The sequence below is a fragment of the Kribbella sp. NPDC002412 genome (genome assembly GCF_053592935.1).
Genome location: NZ_JBSFBL010000034.1, coordinates 48,881 through 67,716 on the forward strand (window position 1 = coordinate 48,881; position 18,836 = coordinate 67,716).

The window sequence follows — 18,836 nt, forward strand, 5'->3', positions numbered from 1 at the left end:
CAGGACCTTTGGCTCTGCAGGTCAGGTCGCCCCGGGCAGAGGCTGGCGGTGACAGAGGAGGCTTGTGATGACTACGACGACGTACCCCGTCAGAGTCGACGGGGCCCTCGACGACCGGCTGAATCGCTGGTTGTGGCTGGTGAAATGGGTGCTGGTGATCCCGCACCTGTTCGTTCTCGCGTTCTTGTGGATCGCGTTCGCGGTGCTGAGCTTCGTGGCGTTCTTCGCGATCCTGTTCAGCGGGCACTACCCGCGCTCGTTCTTCGAGTTCAACGTCGGGGTACTGCGCTGGACGTGGCGGGTGCAGTTCTACGCGTACGGCGCACTCGGCACCGACAAGTACCCACCGTTCACGCTGCGGGACGTGCCGTCGTACCCCGCCCACCTGGAGGTGGAGTACCCGCAGCACCTGTCGCGCGGCCTGGTGCTGGTGAAGTGGTGGCTGCTCGCGATCCCGCACTACATCGTGCTCGCCTTCTTCATCGGCGGGGGCGCGTGGTTCGCGACCCAGGACGATGCGTGGGAGTGGGGCTCCGGTCTGGTCGGACTGCTGGTGCTGTTCGCGGCGGTGGCGTTGCTGTTCACCGGACGCTACCCGCGGCCGATCTTCGACCTGGTGCTCGGCATGGACCGGTGGGCCTTGCGGGTCGCGGCGTACGCCGGGCTGATGGTCGACCAGTACCCGCCGTTCCGGCTCGACATGGGCGGTGACGACCCTGGGTCGACCAGACTCGAGCAGCGTTCGCCCGAGCCCTCGTCCTCAGCGGCCCTGCCGCCGCCACCGCCGCGCGAGCCCACGCTGCGGATGTCCGCGGGACGGACGATCACGATGCTGCTCGGGATCGTCGCGACGCTGGCGTCGATCGTCGGCCTGGCCGTCGGCGGCGGGCTCGCGTGGCTCGATCTCGGCATGCGCGACTCCGCGGGGTACGTCACCACGGACAAGGTGACGTTGCAGACCTCCGGCTACGCCTTGGCCAGCGAGGAGCTGACGATCCACGCCGATGGTGCGAACTTGCCGCGCAAGTTGTTCGGTGACGCCCGGGTGCGGGTGCTGCCCGACGACGGCGTCCCGGTGTTCGTCGGTATCGCCGCCAGCGCCGACGTACGTGCGTACCTGGCCGGCGTGGCGTACACCACGGTGACCTCGGCCGGTCCGTACAGCACGACGTACGACGACCACGCCGGGAGCGCGCCATCGACGCCGCCGACCGAGCTGGCGATCTGGCGGACCCAGGCGGTCGGCCCCGGTGAGCAGACCATCACGTGGCCGGTCGAGAACGGCGACTGGATGCTCGTGGTGATGGCGGCGGACGCCTCCGGCCAAGTCGCCGTCCAGGCCGACTTCGGCGCGACCGCGCCGGCCCTGACCGAGGTGTGGATCGCGGTGCTGGCCACCTCCGGCCTGGTTCTCCTGCTCGGCACGCTGGCCGTCGTCCTGGCGGTCGTACGGCGGTCCGGCCCGGGACCTTCGACCCTGGAGCCGGCCTCGCCCGGCCGGTCGAATGAAGGGGACGACATCCACTGACCGGAGGGGCCGATCATGAGCGTACGAGTGGGGATCAACGGATTCGGGCGCATCGGGCGGGACTACCTGCGCTGCGTGCTGGACCGCGGATCGAGCGGCATCGACGTGGTCGCGATCAACGATGTCGCGGCACCGGCGACACTCGCGCACCTGCTGCGCTACGACTCGACGTACGGCCCGCTGAAGGAGGAAGTCGGCTACTCCGACGACACGATCACGGTCGGCGGCCGCACCCTGCGTGCGACCGCCGAGCGTGACCCCGCCCGGCTCGACTGGGCAGCGGTCGGCGCGGACATCGTGATCGAGTCGACCGGCAAGTTCCGCACCCGTGAGGCGGCGGGCGCGCACCTCACCGCGGGCGCCCGCAAGGTGATCCTGTCCGTGCCCGGCAAGGACGTCGACGCGACCGTCGTCCTCGGAGTCAACGAGGACGACTACGACCCGGCCGTTCACCACGTGATCTCGAACGCCTCGTGTACGACGAACTGCGTGGCGCCCATGGTGTCCGTGCTGCACCGGGCCTTCGGCATCGAGCGCGGGCTGATGACGACGATCCACAGTTACACCAACGACCAGGTGCTGCTCGACTCGCCGCACAAGGACCTGCGCCGGGGGCGCTCCGGCGCGGCCAACCTGATCCCGACCAGCACCGGTGCGGCGCGAGCGGTCGGCCTGGTCATCCCGGAACTGGCGGGGAAGATCGACGGCGTGGCGGTGCGGGTCCCGGTCGAGGACGGCTCGCTGACCGATCTGTCGGTCGAGCTGTCCGGACCGGTGACCGTCGAACAGGTCAACCAGGCCTTCGCCGACGCGGCAGCCGGTCCTCTGAAGGGCATCCTGCGCTACACGACCGATCCGATCGTGTCCCGCGACATCGTCGGCGATCCGGCGTCCTGCATCTTCGACGCGCCGCTGACGCAGGTCCAGGACCACCTGGTGAAGGTCTTCGGCTGGTACGACAACGAGTGGGGCTACACGAGCCGTCTGGTCGACCTGACCGAGCTCGTGGCCCGCTCACTCTGACGGGAGTGCGAGATGAACGGCGAGTGGGTCCTGCGGCCCGAGGACGCCGGCGGAACCGACCCGGCGCAGGCCGGCGCGAAGAGTGCCGGCTTGTCCGAGCTGTCGCGCAAAGGCATCCGGGTGCCGGCCGGTTTCGTGGTCTCGGCGGCCGCCTACCAGGAGTACGTCCGCGAGTCCCGCCTCGGACCGGTCATCGCGAGTGAGCTGCGCAGGTACCGGGCCGGCCGGGACGTGGTCGCTGTCGCGGCCGCGATCCGGACCGCGTTCCGCGAAGCCTCGTTGCCTCCGGCCCTGGCCGCCGAGATCCTCGACGCGTATCAGGAGCTCGGCGGTGACGGCACCGAAGTCGCCGTTCGCTGCAGCCCGGTCGACTCGCACGACGACATCCGCGACGAAGTCTTCCTGCATCTCCGGAGTGGCGCGGACGTCCTCGCGGCCTGCCGCCGCTGCTTCGCCTCGCTGTTCAGCTCGGTGGCCGTCGGCAATCGTGAGCTGCGCGGACCGGACCACCTGGCCGCGGCGATGCCGGTTGCCGTGCAGCGGATGGTGCGCTCCGACCTCGGCGCGTCCGGGACGGCCCGCGGTGAGAACACCTTCGTGCGCGTCCGTGCGGCCTGGGGCCTGGGCGAGCCGCCCGCCGAGGATCCGGACCAGTACTCGGTGCACCCGGGCGCCGTTCCGATGATCGTCCGGCACCGTGGCGCCAAGCGCACCAAGACCGTGTACGCCGATCCGCACGGAACAAAGACGATTCCGACGACTCCGCAGGAGCGCTCGCAGCTGGTGCTGAACGATGACGAGCTCCAGGAGCTCGCCCGCTGGTCGGTCGAGGTCGACAAGCACTTCAAGCGCCCGATGGAGCTGGAGTGGGCCAAGGACGGGTGCTCCGGCGACCTCTACCTGGTCGAGGTCCGGCACCGGGCGATGCCCAGGGTGACCATCCCGAGACCGGCCCCGGGTGTCCGGGTGCCCCGGCACTGAGAGGCTGCGATGTTCGAGGTGCGGATTCACGGCCGCGGCGGCCAGGGGGTCGTCACGACCGCGGAGTTGCTGTCGGTCGCCGCCTTCGCCGAAGGCCGGCGGGCGCAGGCGTTTCCCACGTTCGGTTCGGAGCGGACCGGAGCTCCGGTGGTCGGGTTCTGCCGGTTCGACGACCTGCCGATCCGATCCCACGAACCGGTGGCGAAACCCGACGCCGTGATCGTTCAGGATGCGAGTCTGGTGCACCAGGTCGACGTCTTCAGCGGATTGCAGGACGACGGCTACCTGCTGGTGAACACCTCCCGGTCCCTGCCCAAGCTCGGCCTGGACTCGGTCGTCGGGCGGTTCCGGCCGGAGCGGGTGATGGCGGTTCCCGCCACCGAACTGGCGTTGACCCATCTGGGCCGCCCGTTGCCGGGCGCCGTGCTGCTGGGCGCCTTCGCGGCGCTCACGGGCCGGCTCCGGCTCGAGTCCGTGGTCGCGGCGGTCCGGGAGCGGTTCGCCGGCTCGGTTGCCGCTGGCAACATCTCCGCGGTCGAGGACGCGTACGCCCGGGTCAGCCGGCAACTCGAGGGGGTTTGTCGTGCTCAAGCAGGTTGAGGGGTCCCGCGCAGTGGCGGAGGCGGTCGCGCGAAGCCGGCCCGAGGTGGTCTGTGCTTATCCGATCTCGCCGCAGACACACATCGTCGAAGCGCTCAGCGCGTTGGTGGCTTCGGGCGAGCTGTCACCGTGTGAGTTCGTCAACGTCGAGTCGGAGTTCGCCGCGATGTCGGTCGCCATCGGGGCGTCCGCCACCGGCGCCCGCGCCTACACCGCGACCGCGAGTCAAGGCCTGCTGTACATGGCCGAAGCACTCTACAACGCCTCCGGGCTCGGCCTGCCGATCGTGATGACGGTCGCCAACCGCGCGATCGGCGCCCCGATCAACATCTGGAACGACCACAGCGACTCGATGTCCCAGCGCGACTCCGGCTGGCTGCAGCTGTACGCGGAGAGCAACCAGGAAGCGGCCGACCTGCACGTCCAGGCGTTCCGGATCGCCGAGGAGCTGTCGCTGCCGGTGATGGTGTGTATGGACGGGTTCGTGCTCACCCACGCGGTCGAAGGTGTGGATCTGCCGAGTCAGGACCAGGTGGACGACTTCCTGCCGCCCTATGTGCCCCGCCAGGTGCTCGATCCCGCCGATCCGATGACGATCGGCGCGATGGTCGGGCCGGAAGCCTTCACCGAGGTCCGCTACCTGGCGCATCGGCGGCAGCTGCGCGCCCTCGAGGTGATTCCTCAGGTGGCGGCGGACTTCACCGCGGCGTTCGGCCGTGATTCCGGCGGGCTGATCCGGCCGTACCGGTGCGGCGACGCCGAGACCGTCGTCGTCGCGCTCGGCTCGGTGCTGGGCACGATCAAGGACACCGTCGACGAGTTGCGCGACGAAGGCGTCAGTATCGGCGTCGTCGGCGTCACCACCTTCCGGCCCTTCCCGGCCGAAGCGCTGCGTACGGCGCTGCGCGGGGTGCGGCGGGTCGTCGTACTGGAACGGGCGCTCGCGGTCGGCATCGGCGGGATCGTGACCGCCGACGTCCGGACGGCCTGGTCCGGTGAGCCGTTCACGGTCATCGCCGGACTCGGTGGCCGGCCGGTGACCAAGAAGTCGTTGCGCGCGCTGTTCGCCGACGCCGTCGCGGACCGGCTGGAACCACTGACGTTCCTCGATCTGAAGCAGGACCTCGTCGAGCGCGAGCTGCGGCGGACGGGCTGAGAGGAGTCGACCATGCCGGCCGAGCGCGTGAAGTTCTACCAGACCGGAAGTTTCGCGGTGGGCAACCGCCTGCTCGATCCCGAGCGGCGATCGATCCAGGCCGACAGCGGGCGCACGAACTCGCTGAACTCGGGGCACCGCGCCTGCCAGGGCTGTGGTGAGGCGCTCGGCGCCCGGTACGTGCTCGACACGGTGATGCGTGCCACCGGCAACCAGATGGTGGCGGTGAACTCGACCGGCTGCCTGGAGGTGTTCTCCACGCCGTACCCGGAGTCCTCGTGGCGGGTGCCGTGGCTGCACTCGCTGTTCGGCAACGCGCCCGCGGTCGCGACCGGTGTCGCGGCGGCGTTGAAGGCCAAGGGCCGCGCCGGTGTTCGCGTGCTGGGCCAGGGCGGCGACGGCGGTACGGTCGACATCGGGCTCGCCTGCCTGTCGGGGATGTTCGAGCGGAACGACGACGTCCTGTTCGTGTGCTACGACAACGGCGGCTACATGAACACCGGCGTCCAGCGGTCCGGAGCGACCCCCCATGGAGCGGCCACCACGACCACACCGGCGGGCAGTTCGTTCGGGCAGGGCAAGAGCGTGCCGCTGATCGCGATGGCCCACCGGATCCCGTACGTCGCCACCGCGACCGTCGCGGACCTGCGCGACCTCGAGTACAAGGCCCGCCGGGCGATGGAGTTCCACGGCGCGCGGTACCTGCACGTCCTCGTGCCGTGTCCGCTCGGCTGGCGTTTCGGCCCGGCGGAGACGATCCGGATGGCCAGGCTGGCCACCGAGACCGGAATCTTCCCGGTGTTCGAGGCGGTCGACGGCGAGGTGACCGACGTGACCCGGATCCGCAGGCTTCTCCCGGTGACGGACTACCTGCGGCCGCAGGGCCGCTTCGGCCACCTGTACGGCGACCGTCCGCGCGCGGACCTGATCACCCGGATCCAGGCGGAGGCGGACCGCAACATCCGCACGTTCGGCCTGACCGAACCCGACGAGGTGAGTTAGATGCCTGAGGCAAACAAGCCCGCACCGCGGCCGTTCGCGATCACGCTCGACGTCGGATCGAGCCTGGCGAACAAGACCGGCTCGTGGCGCACCGAGCGCCCGGTGTACCTCGACCGGATGCCGCCGTGCAACGACGCGTGTCCGGCCGGCGAGAACATCCAGCAGTGGCTGTCCGACGCCGAGGAAGGCAACTACGAGGCGGCCTGGCGGCAGATCATGGCCGACAACCCGTTCCCGGCGATCATGGGCCGAGTCTGCTACCGGCCGTGCGAGACCGCGTGCAACCGGGCCGCGCTCGACCAGCCGGTCGGGATCAACTCCGTCGAGCGGTTCCTGGGTGACGAGGCGATCAGGCAGGGCTGGTCGATCTCGGTCGGGGCATCGCCCACCGGCAAGCATGTGCTGGTCGTCGGCGCCGGTCCCTCCGGGCTGTCCGCGGCCTACCACCTGCGCCGGCTCGGTCACCAGGTGACGGTGCGGGACGATTCCGCGCAGGCGGGCGGCATGATGCGCTACGGCATCCCGTCGTACCGCTTGCCCAGGGACGTGGTGGACGCCGAGATCCAGCGCGTCGTCGATCTCGGCGTGCGGCTGGAGCTCGGCACCCCGGTCACCGACCTCTCCGCGGCACTGGAAGACTTCGACGCCGTCTTCCTGGCGGTCGGCGCGCACATCGGCCGGCGTGCGGACATCCCGGCCGGCGACTCGGCGCGGATCGTCGACGCGGTGTCGTTGCTCGCCGGGCTGGAGGACGGCGAGGAGCCGCTGCTCGGGCGCCGGGTCGCCGTCTACGGCGGTGGGAACACCGCGATGGACGTGGCCCGGACCGCTCGCCGGCTCGGCGCGACCGATGCCGTGGTGGTCTACCGCCGGACCCGGGACCGGATGCCGGCGCACGAGATCGAGGTGCAGGAGGCGCTCGAGGAGGGCGTCCGGATGCGGTGGCTGTCGACGATCGCCTACGCCGGCGCCGACCAGGTGCTGATCGAGAAGATGCGGCTGGACGACACCGGCTCCCCACAGCCGACAGGCGAGTTCGAGGAGCTGGACGTCGACTCGGTCGTGCTCGCGCTCGGCCAGCAGGCCGATCTGGCGCTGGTTCAGGACCTTGCGGAGGTCCGGATCACCGACGGTGTCGTCGAGGTCGACCAGACGATGATGACCGGCCGCGCCGGCCTGTTCGCCGGTGGCGACCTGGTGCCCGGCGAGCGGACCGTCACCGTGGCGGTCGGCCACGGCAAGAAGGCCGCCCGGAACATCGACGCCTGGCTGCGCGGTACGGCGTACCGGCAGGCGGATCGGCCCGGGCTCGCGACCTTGGACCGGCTGAACACCTGGTACTACGCGGATGCCCCGGCGACCGTGCGGCCGCAGCTCGACGTCGCCCGGCGGATCACGACGTTCGACGAGGTGACCGGTGGGCTGACCGCGGAGACCGCGGTGTTCGAGGCCCGTCGCTGCATGTCGTGCGGGAACTGCCTGGAGTGCGACAACTGCTTCGGCGTCTGCCCGGACAACGCGGTCATCAAACGCGGTCCCGGCGAGGGCTACGAGATCGATCTCGACTTCTGCAAGGGGTGTGGGTTGTGCGCGGCCGAGTGCCCGAGCGGCGCCATCTCGATGGTCCGTGAACGCTACTGAGCCAACGACGAAGGAGACTGCCATGGATCAGGCGAGGATCGCCTGGCTGAAAGACGAGGCCGGCACCGACCTGGCCAGTGTCGGCGGCAAGAACGCCTCGCTCGGCGTCATGCTGCGTGAGCTCGGGGCCGAGGGCATCAAAGTCCCGGACGGCTTCGCGACGACCGCGGCCGCATACCGGGAGTTCGTCCGGTCCGCCGGCATCGACCCGGTGATCGCCCGGCAGATCCGGCGCTACCGGGGCAAGGCCGACCTGGCGTCCGTCGGCTCGGCCATCCGGGCCGCGTTCCTCGAGGCGGAGCTGCCGCCGCCGCTGGTGACGGAACTCGCCACGGCGTACGCCGAGCTCGGCGGTGACGGCACCGAGGTCGCCGTACGGAGCAGCGCGACGGCCGAGGACCTGCCCGACGCGAGCTTCGCCGGACAGCAGGAGACGTTCCTGAACGTCCGGAGCCTGGACGAGCTGCTGACCGCCTGCCGGCGCTGCTACGCGTCGCTGTTCACCGACCGCGCCATCAGCTATCGCGAGGAGCGCGGATTCGACCACCAGGCCGTCGCGCTGTCGATCGGTGTCCAGCGCATGGTGCGCTCGGACCTCGGCAGTGCCGGGGTGATGTTCACCCTGGACAGTGACAGCGGCTTCCCGGGGGTCGTGCAGCTCAGCGCGGCCTGGGGGCTGGGGGAGTCCGTGGTCAGCGGCCAGGTCGACCCCGACGAGTACGTGGTCTTCAAACCGAAGCTGGTCGAGGACGGCCTGCGTCCGATCCTGTCGCGCCGCTGCGGCGCCAAGGAGCTGAAGATCGTGTACGCCGAGGCCGGCGGCACCACGTCGGTCCCGACCAGCGAGGAGGAGCGCAACCGGCTGGTCCTGGACGACGACGACGTCCTGCGGCTGGCTCGGTGGGCGGTCGCGGTCGAGGAGCACTACGGCCGGCCGATGGACATCGAGTGGGCCAAGGACGGCCGGACCGGGGAGCTGTTCCTCGTGCAGGCACGGCCGGAGACCGTACAGACCCGGCGCGAGGCCAGCTCGCTGCGCTCGTACCGGCTGCTCGAAACCGGCTCGGAGCTGGTCACCGGACTCGCGGTCGGCGAGGCGATCGCCGACGGCCGGGTCTGCCGGCTGGAATCGGCCGCCGACATCGCCCGGTTCGTCGACGGTTCGATTCTGGTCACCCGGATCACCGATCCGGACTGGGAGCCGATCATGCGGCGCGCGGCCGCGATCGTCACCGACCACGGCGGCCGGACCTCGCACGCGGCCATCGTCAGCCGCGAGCTCGGCGTGCCGGCCATCGTCGGCACCGGCTCGGCGACGGCGGAACTCCGCGACGGGCAGCACATCACGGTGTCCTGTGCCCAGGGCGAGCGCGGCAAGGTGTACGACGGACAGTTGCGGTACGAGGTGAAGGACCTCGACCTGGCCGGCCTGCCCGAGACCAGGACCAAGGTGATGCTGAATCTCGCCGATCCCTCCGCGGCCTTCCGGTGGTGGCGACTGCCGGCGGACGGCGTGGGCCTGGTCCGGATCGAGTTCGTGGTGAGCAACCACATCAAGGTGCACCCGATGGCCCTGGTGCGCTACGACGACCTGGACCCCGGCGAGCAGCAGCAGGTCGACGCGCTCACCGGAGGGTCCACCGACCGCGAGGCGTACCTGGTGGATCGGCTGGCGCAAGGTGTCGCGCGGATCGCGGCAGCTCGCTGGCCGGATCCGGTGATCGTCCGGACCAGCGACTTCAAGACCAACGAGTACGCACGGCTGGTCGGCGGCCGGCGGTTCGAGCCGGCCGAGGAGAACCCGATGATCGGCTGGCGCGGCGCGAGCCGCTACTACAGCCCGGGCTACCAGGAGGGCTTCGCGCTGGAGTGCCGGGCCCTGCGCAGGGTCCGCGACGAGCTGGGCCTGACCAACGTCGTGGTGATGATCCCGTTCTGCCGGACCCTCGGCGAGGCCCACCGGGTGCTCGCCGTGATGGAGGCCGAAGGCCTGCGCCGAGGTGACAACGGCCTGCAGGTCTACGTGATGGCGGAGATCCCGTCGAACATCGTCCTGGCCGACGAGTTCGCCGAGAACTTCGACGGGTTCTCGATCGGCAGCAACGACCTGACCCAGCTGACGCTGGGCGTCGACCGCGACTCCGACATCCTCGCGCCGCTGTTCGACGAGCGCGACCCGGCCGTTGCCCGCAGCATCGAGCACCTGATCCGGACCGCGCACCGGGCCGGCCGCAAGGTGGGCCTGTGCGGCCAGCGGCCGAGTGACGACCCCGGGTTCGCGACCTTCCTCGTGCACAGCGGGATCGACTCGATCTCGGTCACCCCGGACAGCTTCCTGGCGGTGAAGACCAACGTCGCCGAGGCGGAGCGCACCAACGGCTTCGTCCACCTGACGCCGGAGCTGCCCAGTGAGCCTGCGGTCGCCGACAGGCGGCCGGCAGTTCGAGTTCCAGCAGGAGGTGATCTTCATGCAGACACGGCCGGCGTTGAGTGAGCTCGGTCTGAGCAGTGGCAAGAAGACGAGGTTGCGGCGGATCCTGTTCGACCACGGCCTGCGCAACGGCACTGCGTTCTTCCTGCCGTACGACCAGGGTCTCGAACACGGCCCGCGGGACTTCTTCGCGAACCCGCAGGCGGCCGACCCGGCGTACATCGTGAACCTCGCGATCGCCGGGCAGTTCAACGGCATCGCGATCCAGATCGGTCTGGCGGAGAAGTTCTACTGGGACTACGCCGGCGAGATCCCGCTGATCCTGAAGCTGAACGGCAAGACCGACGTCCCGTCCGACGAGGCTGCGCTGTCGCCGGTGCACGCGAGTGTCGAGGACGCCGTCCGGCTGGGCGCGGACGCTGTCGGCTACACCTTGTACGTCGGATCTCCGGCGCAGGAAGCGGATTTCGCGCAGTACCGGCGGATTCGCGCCGACGCCGAACGGCTCGGCATGCCGCTGGTCGTCTGGGCGTACCCGCGCGGTGCCGCGATCGAGGCGAAGGGCGGCAAGGACTCGTTCTACGCGGTCGACTACGCGGCCCGGGTCGCCAGTGAACTGGGTGCCGACGTGGTGAAGGTGAACTTCCCGCACCCGGACAAGCGCGACGGCGTGAAGCCGCAGTACCGCGAGGTGTTCACTCCGCAGCAGGCCATCGACGCGGTCGTCCGCTCGGCCAACCGCACGCTGGTGCTGGTGTCCGGCGGTGAGAAGGCCGGCGACGAGGCGATGCTGCGCAAGGCCGAGCAGGCGATGGACGCCGGCGGCCTCGGCCTGATCTTCGGCCGCAACGTGTGGCAGCGCGGGTACGACGAGTCGATGCGGTTCGTCGACTCGCTGCAGAGGATTCTCGCCCAGCATCCGAGCAAGTGAAGGGACACGCCAGGTTGCGGAACCGGCTGTCCGCCGCGGTGCTCGGTTCGGTGGCGACGTCGGTCTCGGCCAAGGCGGCCTGTCCGGTCGCCATCGTACGAAGGAGTGAGGAGCGATGATGAAGCACTATCTGACGGTCGCGGACGTGATGACGACCGACGTCGTCACCGTGGCCGAAGACACGCCGTACAAGGCGGTGGTCGCCACTTTGGCGGATCACCACATCAGCGCGGTTCCGGTGCGCAGCGCCTTCGGTGGACTCGCCGGCATCGTGTCGGAGACGGACCTGATGCGCAAGGAGGAGTTCCAGCGGCGGCGTCTGTACCCGTGGTTGCGTTCCCGCGGCCGGTCGAAGGCCGAGGCGCTCACCGCGGAACAGTTGATGAGTCGTCCTGCGGTGACCGTGGACAGCACCTGCACGCTGGACCGGGCGGCGCGCCTGATGGCAGACCGGGACATCACCCGGCTGATCGTCGTGGCCGGAGACGAGCCCGTCGGCATCGTCACGCGGTCGGATCTGCTCAGCGCGTTCCTGTCCCCGGACCAAGAGGTGCTCGCCCGGGTACGGCGTGCTGTGGTCGACCGCGGTCTCTGGGACGATCCGTACGCGGTGGAGGTCAGTGTGACCGAGGGCGTCGTCACGCTGGCCGGGCAGGTCGACAACCGCAGCACGGTCGCCCTGATCGAGCGCTCCGTCCGCGACGTCGACGGCGTCGTCGGAGTCCACAACGGCCTCACCTGGACCTTCGACGACACCGCTCCCGCCCCAGGCGCCACGGGACTGCATCGCTAGCCGGAGTCAGCCGCCGTGGGCCGTGGAGATGTCGCGGCCGTCGAGGGTGGGCAGCGCGATTGCGACCAGGACTGCCGATCCGGTCAGCAGCCAGAGGTAGCCGGGCTGGAGGCCGGCGCCGAGTGGGCCGCCGTCGAAGGCCTGGTGGATGGGGGAGTACGGCTGCCACGACTCGAAGCGCGGCAGGATGAGGCCTGCTGCATAGACGACGTAGGCGGCCGCGGCGGCCACCGAAGCCGCGGCGATCGCGACGGCCCGTCGTCCGGTGAGTGCGCCGACGGCCAGTGAGAGTACGCCGTACTCCGTGCTGAGCAGCGTCATCGCGAGGGCGCCACTGGCCGCGTCCGGGACGCTGATGCCGAGGCCGAAGACCAGGCTGCCGAGGATGGTGGCCGCGAAGAGCGCGATCCCGAGTACGGCGATCGACACCGCCAGCGCGAGGGCTTTGTCGACAACGATCCGGGCGCCCGAGACCGGTGTGACGAGCAGCATTTCGAGCGTTCCGCGCTCCTCCTCGCCGGCGATCGCGCGGGCGCCGCGGTCGATGCCGTAGACGAGGAACAGCCCGGGGAGCATCAGCGTGAACAGCGCGGCGTTGAGAAAGCCGGTTCCAGTGGTCATTGCCTCGACGTCGAAGAACTTGCGCAACTCCTCCGGGAAGGACCGGTACAGCTCGGTCAGGTCCGGCATGTCCCGGACCGACGGCCACAACGCGCACACGAGCAGCACGAGCGTTCCGATGGCGATCGACCAGCCGGTCAGCCCCCGGCGGGCGTCGTAGAGCGACTTCAGGAAGACGTTGCGAAACATGTTGTTCACCCTTCATCGGGCGACAACACGAGCGCGGTGCGACCGTCGACGGTGACGTCCTGGACGGACTGGATCGACACCAGGCGCCCGGCGCGCAAGATGGCCACGGTGTCGGCGACGGTCTCCACCTCGGACAGCACGTGCGAGGAGAGGAAGACGGTTCGCCCGGCGTTCCGGGTCTCGCGCAGCAGGTCGCGGAACTCGCGCTGCATGATCGGGTCGAGGCCGCTGGTCGGTTCGTCCAGGATCAGCAGGTCGGCGTCGTGCATGAACGCCTGGACGATGCCGACCTTCTGTCGGTCGCCGCGGGACAGGGCGCCGATGCGGACGCCGAGATCCAGGTCGAACCGCTTGGCCAGCAAGTCGATCCGCTCCCGGGCGACCCCGCCGTACAAGTGGGCGAAGTAGCTCAGGTACTGCGTCCCGGTCAGCTCGGGATAGGCGACGAACTCACCGGGCAGGTAGCCGATCCGCCGTTGCACCGCGTCGTACTGGTCGGCGGCGTCGAAGCCGAAGACCATCGCCGATCCCGACGTCGGGCGGAGCAGTCCGGCGAGCAGCCGGATCGTGGTGGTCTTGCCGGCGCCGGTCGGGCCGACGTACCCGAGGACGGTGCCGGCCGGGACGTCCAGGTCGAGGTCGTCGAGCGCGGTCCGGCGGCCGAACCGCTTGGTCAGGCGCCGGGTCCGGACGACGATGTTCTCCATGGCGACGAGTCCTCAGCCAGGACGGACGACGGCGACCGGGCAACGGGAGTGGTACAGCAGGCCGCGGGCCACCGATCCCATCCGCAGTTCGGAGAACGCGGTCTCGCCGAGTCCGCCGACCACGAGCAGATCGGCGTGCTCGGACTCCCGCGCGAGGAGGCGGACCGGATGCTCGACCACACTTCGCTGGCGCGTGACGACCTGCGGGTACTTGGCCCGCCACCGGCCGAGGCTATGGGTCAGCAGTTCGTCGGCTGCGGCGGTCCGCGCCGGCCGGCCGGGATCCGGGACGTCTGCCGCGTGTACGCCGTGCACCTCGGCCTCGGTCGCCTCCGCCAGCTCGAAGGCGAAGCGGACCGCGTCTCGGCCCTCCAGTGACCCGTCGACACCGACGACGATCCGCCCGTGCTGGGGAGCGGCGGCATCCCAGCTGCCGGGTACGACGATCAGCGGCACGTCGGTGCTCAGCGCCGCACTGACCTGGGGCGACGACCCCAGCACGAGCTCTGCGAAGCCACCGAGGCCACGGCGACCGACGACGAGGGCCTGGGCGCGCTCCGACTGCTCCGGCAGCACCTTGCCGGGGTGGCCGTGGCATACCTCGAGCGAGGCGTTCCCGAAGCCGATCCGATCGAGCTCGCGGGCCGCGGCGGCCAGTACCTCGCTGCCGTCGTCCGGCCCGGTCGGCGGCGCGACCGCCACGAGTCCGGAGTCGTCGTCGAGCACGTAGACCGCATGCAGAGATGCGTGGTGCAGCGTTGCGAAGCGCGCCGCCCACGGCAGGGCGATCAGGCCGTCTTGTGATCCGTCGATTCCGACCAGGACCGGGCTCTGCGCTGACATCGTGACACCTTCCGGGCTCGCGGTTCCGCAGTTCCAGTCAAGCCACCCGCGGACGCTGCCGGGAGGGTGGAAGGTCCCGGGCCGCGGGTTCCGAAGGTCCCGCCGGCTGGGGTGGTTCGGCCGCAGCCGGCGCGCGTCCGGAGGGCCATCGTCGAGAGTGGAAAGTCTCGCCGAGGGAGGTCTGCGATGAAGGCATTGGTCTACAACGGTCCGGGTCAGCGGAGCTGGCACGAGGTGCCGGACCCGGTGATCCAGGACCCCGAGGACGCGATCGTCCGCGTCGACGCGGTCACCATCTGCGGCACCGATCTGCACATTCTCAAAGGTGACGTGCCGACGGTGCAGAAGGGCCGCATCCTGGGACACGAGGCGGTCGGCACGATCACGGCGATCGGCTCCGGTGTTCGAGGCGTGGCGGTGGGGGACCGGGTGCTGATCTCCTGCATCACGTCGTGTGGCCGCTGCGAGTACTGCAGGCAGGGTCACTACGGGCAGTGCCTCGGCGGCGGCGGATGGATCCTCGGTCACCTGATCGACGGCGTCCAGGCCGAGCAGGTCCGGGTGCCGTTCGCGGACCGGTCGGTGCACAAGCTGCCGGACAACGTCTCCGACGAGGCGGCGGTGCTGCTGGCCGACATCCTGCCGACGTCGTACGAGGTCGGCGTGCTCAACGGCCGGGTCTCGCCGGGCGACACGGTGGTCATCGTGGGCGCCGGGCCGATCGGCCTGGCCGCGATCGCCACGGCGAAGCTGTTCAGCCCGGCGCGGATCATCGTGGTCGACGCCGCCGACTCGCGGCGCAAGGCTGCCATGGAGCGCGGCGCCGACCTCGCCCTCGGCCCGGAGGAGAACGTCGAGGCGACGGTGCGCGAGCTGACCGGCGGTCTGGGCGCGGAGGTCGCGATCGAGGCGGTCGGCATCCCGGCCACGTTCGAGCTGTGCACCCGGGTGGTCCGTCCCGGCGGCACGGTTGCCAACGTCGGTGTCCATGGTGCGCCGGCGACGTTGCACCTGGAAGACCTGTGGATCAAGAACGTCACGATCACCACCGGCTTGGTCGACACGTCGACGACCCCACGGCTGCTGTCGATGCTGTCGGCCGGCAAGCTGCAGCTGCCCGGTCTGATCACCCATCGGTTCGGCATCGACGAGATGCAGGACGCGTACGACGTCTTCTCCCGCCCGGCCGAAACCGGGGCCCTGAAGGTTGCCTTGTTCAGCGAGCAGGGCATCGAGTAGCTCGACGAGATCCGCGGCCCCGCACCGATCGATCGGTGCGGGGCCGCGGACTTGCTGTGGGTCAGACCAGCACGGGTGCGAACGTGACCGGCTGGACGACCTCGATCCGCCGGCCGAGCCGCTCGGAGGCCGGCAACTGGCGGTACACCTCCCAGCTGTCACCCGCCCGGTCCGCGCCCTCCTCGTGCAGCCAGTCGTCGATGGTCTGCTGGACGATGCCGATCTTTTCGTAGGGCCCGGCGTACCGCACGACCAGGACCGGGCCGCCGGGCAGCGCCGACGGCTCGATCAGCCCGTGAGCAGTGATGGGTACGGCGACCGGAAAGCCCGCCTCCACGTCGACCAGTCCGCCGAGCAGCGGGTGGCATCGGGCGAACGGGTAGCCACCCGGCGCGATCCCATGGCGATACAGATAGCCGCCGACCTCCGCGCAGGCGCCGGGGATCCACTCGGTCAACCGGTCCGTAGACACGACCGCGCGCCGGACAGCAGTCGTCTGGTCAGCGAACGTCGTCTGCCAGGTGAACATGGCGTCAGCGGACGATGGCGATCGGGCACTGGGTGTGGTGGAGGACGCTCTGGCTGACCGAGCCCAGGAGCAGTCCGGTGAACCCGCCGCGGCCGCGGGAGCCGACGACGACCAGATCGGCGGACTCCGAGCGGCGGACGAGTGCCTGGGCGGCGGAGCCGCTGGCGAGCTCGGTCGTCCAAACGACGTCCGGATGGTCTGCGGCGGCGCCGGCGACGGACTCGGCGACCAGCAGCCGGCTCTCGTCCTCGACCTTGTGCGCATCGAACTGGAGCATGGACGCTCCGTTGGCGTAGGTGAGGAACGGGCTCGTCCAGATGTGCAGGGCAACGACCTGGGCGTGCATCGCCTCGGCCTGGTCGAACGCGAACTCGATCGCCCGCGCCGAAGCCTTCGACCCGTCGACACCGACGACCACCGTGGGGCCCTCGTGCGCGTGCGGCCGCAGATCGGGCGGAATGACGACCACCGGGCACTGCGCGTGCGTGGTGACCTGTACTGCGACCGAACCGACCAGCAGCCCGCTCCAGCCGCCGAGCCCACGGGAGCCGAGGACGACGAGCCGCGCCTGCTCGGCTTCGGCGAGCAGCGCTTCGGCCGCAGGGCCGCCGGCCAGAACTGTGTCGACCGTCAGTCCGCGCTGTTGCAGGCGGATGCCCTCGGCGAGTGCGCTGAGCCCCTTCTCGCGAGCGGTGCGCAGGGCCTCGAGCGGCACGACCTGTCCCGGCGACGGCCGTGAGTAGACGACGAGTTCGAACGCCTCGACGATCCTCAGCGGGGCCATCGCGCGGGCGGCCGCGGTGGTCGCCCAGCGCAACGCGTCGAGACTCGACGGCGAGCCGTCGTACCCGACGACGATCGGGGCTAGCTGTGTGGACATCTCGGTCTCCTTGTCTGAGATCAGAACCAGTGGTCGTAGGAGTCGTGCCAGTCCCGCCGGGACGTGACGGGGTGGGGTTGTGCCGGGTAGCCGATGCGGATGACTGTCTGCGGCCAGGACCGGCCGCCGAGCAGCTCGCGGAGTTGCGTGCGACGGCTGGGGCGCTCCAGCACCTGGTTGAGGAACGAGGCGGCGAGGTCGTACGACGTCGCGACAAGCAGGATGCGCTGCAGAGCCATGCCCGCCTTGAGCCAGGCCTCCGCGTCCTCGTGCCGGGTGCAGAGCACCGCGATGGCGGGGTCGTGCTCGAAGACCGCCTGGGTCCGGTGCGTGCTGTCGAAGCCGGCGGACAGGTTGCGGACCAGCGCGGGCTTGACCGGAATCGGGCCGAGCGCGCTTTCCTGGACGCCTTCGCTCCGCCGGTCGCCGCCGATCCAGGTCAGCCGCTCGTGCAGGCGATCCTCGTCCTGGAGGTCTTCGGCGTCGGTACGCCGCAGCAGCGAGGCCAGCCCGGTCTTCGCGTCCTGGTCGAGCCACCGCAGCGTCGCGCCCTCGGCCCGTGCGGCATCGTCAAGCCGTGCCTGCACGCGGGGCGGGACGGGCTGGTCGAGCAGCGGTCCGCGATAGGTGCGGCGCCGGGTCAGATCGCCGTACAGGCCGCCCAGCCTCGGCACCGGGGTACTTCGGGCACCGAGGAAGACGCGCGCCGCGATGTCTGGACGTCCTGGATCGGGTTCTGCCACGACCCGGGCGTCGTGGCCGAGCACGGCTGCCGCGACCCGGATGTTGAACACCGCCGCGCCGATGCCGATCCGGGCCGCCCGGTCCAATGGGTCGGTGGCCGGGAGCGTGCGTTCGGCGTCGAGCAGTACGTCGACGACCGGTCCGTGCACCTCGAAACGCCACGGCTGGATGTTGTGCAGCGACGGCGCGTGCACCGCCGCGGTGAGCAGGATGCCCACCTCGTCGTCGGTCAGGGTGATGTTCACGAGAGGTCCGTCCTCGGCAGGTGAAGGAGGTACGGCGCCGCGACGTCGTGGGTGGCCGCGGTCAGGAGGACGCGTTCGAGGGCCATACCCGCCGCGACTTGGTCTGCGGGGTCGTCGCGATCGGTGGTCAGCACCGCCAGCGGCAGCACCGGGTCGGGGAGCCAGCTCAGCGCGGTGTTCTCGAGCTCAGCTGCCCGGGTCAGGGCGAACCGGACTGCGTGGTTCGAACTTGCCGGCCGCGGGCGGAGGTGGTGGCGAGAGCGGATCGCGACGTACAGCCGCCGCAGTTCCTCGTCGGGGATGCCGGTCGGCTCGATCACCATGCGAGCGAGCAGGTCGGGGTCCTGCCGGTAGGGGCAGAGACTGACCCAGCTGTCGAAGCTCAGCGACGCTGCTGCACAGCGCAGGTCGAAGACCGCGGCGCCGGTGGTGATCCGCAGTGCGCGCGCTGCCGGATCGTGAGCCGGCAGCGCGTGTGAGCCGTCGAGGTAGACGTCGATCAGATGACCGTTGGCCTCGAGCCGCCACGGGTGCGCACCGCAAGCCGGAGCGGCGGCGTCGAGCAGGACGCCGAGCGCCTCGGTCGTCAGCTGCTCGTCGAGCATCAGGGCCTCCTCGGCCGGACACGGCACGGACTTCGTCCCTTCACAGAGTCGCTCCGGCAGCGCGCGGCGCCCAGCGCCAAGGGTCCCGAGCAGGCGGGCCCTTCGACTCTTCGGGCTGAGGTGAGAACGGCCCTGACCGTTTCGGGGC

General features: G+C 70.3%; 18 protein-coding genes. 11 read left to right on the forward strand and 7 right to left on the reverse strand.

From position 1 onward, the window contains the following. Window positions 1-67 precede the first annotated feature (67 nt). From ACWCOV_RS25625 to ACWCOV_RS25670, 10 genes are all read left to right on the forward strand, one after another. Window positions 68-1,528, forward strand: a complete 1,461-nt coding sequence (locus ACWCOV_RS25625) for a DUF4389 domain-containing protein (protein ID WP_449831840.1) — start codon at window positions 68-70, stop codon at window positions 1,526-1,528. Window positions 1,529-1,543: 15 nt separating this feature from the next. Further along, window positions 1,544-2,551 (forward strand): type I glyceraldehyde-3-phosphate dehydrogenase, encoded by a 1,008-nt coding sequence (gap, locus tag ACWCOV_RS25630; protein WP_449831841.1) that lies wholly within the window; start codon window positions 1,544-1,546, stop codon window positions 2,549-2,551. A 12-nt stretch (window positions 2,552-2,563) separates the two neighbouring features. Further along, the gene (locus tag ACWCOV_RS25635) at window positions 2,564-3,532 is read left to right on the forward strand and encodes a PEP/pyruvate-binding domain-containing protein (protein WP_449831842.1); all 969 of its coding nucleotides are present in this window, start codon (window positions 2,564-2,566) and stop codon (window positions 3,530-3,532) included. Window positions 3,533-3,541: 9 nt separating this feature from the next. After that, complete coding sequence (locus ACWCOV_RS25640; RefSeq protein ID WP_449831843.1) at window positions 3,542-4,132, forward strand: 2-oxoacid:acceptor oxidoreductase family protein; 591 nt, start codon at window positions 3,542-3,544, stop codon at window positions 4,130-4,132. Then, complete coding sequence (locus ACWCOV_RS25645; RefSeq protein ID WP_449831844.1) at window positions 4,116-5,288, forward strand: transketolase C-terminal domain-containing protein; 1,173 nt, start codon at window positions 4,116-4,118, stop codon at window positions 5,286-5,288. The genes ACWCOV_RS25640 and ACWCOV_RS25645 overlap by 17 nt, the downstream gene beginning before the upstream one ends. A 12-nt stretch (window positions 5,289-5,300) precedes the next feature. Continuing rightward, the gene (locus ACWCOV_RS25650) at window positions 5,301-6,290 is read left to right on the forward strand and encodes a thiamine pyrophosphate-dependent enzyme (RefSeq protein ID WP_449831845.1); all 990 of its coding nucleotides are present in this window, start codon (window positions 5,301-5,303) and stop codon (window positions 6,288-6,290) included. After that, window positions 6,291-7,931, forward strand: a complete 1,641-nt coding sequence (locus tag ACWCOV_RS25655; protein ID WP_449831846.1) for an NAD(P)-binding protein — start codon at window positions 6,291-6,293, stop codon at window positions 7,929-7,931. A gap of 22 nt (window positions 7,932-7,953) precedes the next feature. Continuing rightward, window positions 7,954-10,425 carry a phosphoenolpyruvate synthase gene (gene ppsA / locus ACWCOV_RS25660; protein ID WP_449831847.1) on the forward strand — a complete coding sequence of 824 codons (2,472 nt, stop codon included), beginning with the start codon at window positions 7,954-7,956 and terminating at the stop codon, window positions 10,423-10,425. Next, complete coding sequence (locus tag ACWCOV_RS25665) at window positions 10,400-11,293, forward strand: class I fructose-bisphosphate aldolase (RefSeq protein WP_449831848.1); 894 nt, start codon at window positions 10,400-10,402, stop codon at window positions 11,291-11,293. Before ppsA ends, ACWCOV_RS25665 begins: the two co-directional genes overlap by 26 nt. 118 nt (window positions 11,294-11,411) lie before the next feature. Beyond that, window positions 11,412-12,086 (forward strand): CBS domain-containing protein, encoded by a 675-nt coding sequence (locus ACWCOV_RS25670; RefSeq protein ID WP_449831849.1) that lies wholly within the window; start codon window positions 11,412-11,414, stop codon window positions 12,084-12,086. 6 nt (window positions 12,087-12,092) lie between these two features. Here ACWCOV_RS25670 and ACWCOV_RS25675 read toward each other — a convergent pair whose 3' ends face one another. The 3 genes from ACWCOV_RS25675 to ACWCOV_RS25685 are packed head-to-tail and all read right to left on the reverse strand — an operon-like array spanning window position 12,093 to window position 14,446. Continuing rightward, window positions 12,093-12,896: an ABC transporter permease subunit gene (locus ACWCOV_RS25675; RefSeq protein WP_449831850.1), complete on the reverse strand. Its 804-nt coding sequence runs from the start codon at window positions 12,894-12,896 to the stop codon at window positions 12,093-12,095. A 5-nt stretch (window positions 12,897-12,901) separates the two neighbouring features. Next, window positions 12,902-13,603 (reverse strand): ABC transporter ATP-binding protein, encoded by a 702-nt coding sequence (locus ACWCOV_RS25680; RefSeq protein ID WP_449831851.1) that lies wholly within the window; start codon window positions 13,601-13,603, stop codon window positions 12,902-12,904. Window positions 13,604-13,615: 12 nt separating this feature from the next. Next, entirely contained in the window at window positions 13,616-14,446 is an 831-nt protein-coding gene (locus ACWCOV_RS25685; protein ID WP_449831852.1) for a universal stress protein, read from the reverse strand. Between the two features lie 186 nt (window positions 14,447-14,632). On the opposite strand from ACWCOV_RS25685, the gene ACWCOV_RS25690 reads away from it, so the two are divergent. Further along, a complete protein-coding gene (locus ACWCOV_RS25690; protein WP_449831853.1) occupies window positions 14,633-15,685 on the forward strand; it encodes a zinc-dependent alcohol dehydrogenase family protein in 1,053 nt (350 codons plus the stop codon). 61 nt (window positions 15,686-15,746) lie between these two features. Here ACWCOV_RS25690 and ACWCOV_RS25695 read toward each other — a convergent pair whose 3' ends face one another. Genes ACWCOV_RS25695 through ACWCOV_RS25710 form a run of 4 tightly spaced genes read right to left on the reverse strand, consistent with a single transcriptional unit; the run spans window position 15,747 to window position 18,688 of the window. Beyond that, window positions 15,747-16,214, reverse strand: coding sequence for a GyrI-like domain-containing protein (locus ACWCOV_RS25695; protein WP_449831854.1), 468 nt, complete (start codon window positions 16,212-16,214; stop codon window positions 15,747-15,749). A gap of 4 nt (window positions 16,215-16,218) precedes the next feature. Next, a complete protein-coding gene (locus ACWCOV_RS25700) occupies window positions 16,219-17,094 on the reverse strand; it encodes a universal stress protein (protein WP_449831855.1) in 876 nt (291 codons plus the stop codon). Window positions 17,095-17,114: 20 nt separating this feature from the next. Beyond that, window positions 17,115-18,083 carry an Acg family FMN-binding oxidoreductase gene (locus ACWCOV_RS25705; protein ID WP_449831856.1) on the reverse strand — a complete coding sequence of 323 codons (969 nt, stop codon included), beginning with the start codon at window positions 18,081-18,083 and terminating at the stop codon, window positions 17,115-17,117. Next, entirely contained in the window at window positions 18,080-18,688 is a 609-nt protein-coding gene (locus ACWCOV_RS25710; RefSeq protein WP_449831857.1) for a hypothetical protein, read from the reverse strand. The genes ACWCOV_RS25705 and ACWCOV_RS25710 overlap by 4 nt, the downstream gene beginning before the upstream one ends. Window positions 18,689-18,836 lie beyond the last annotated feature (148 nt).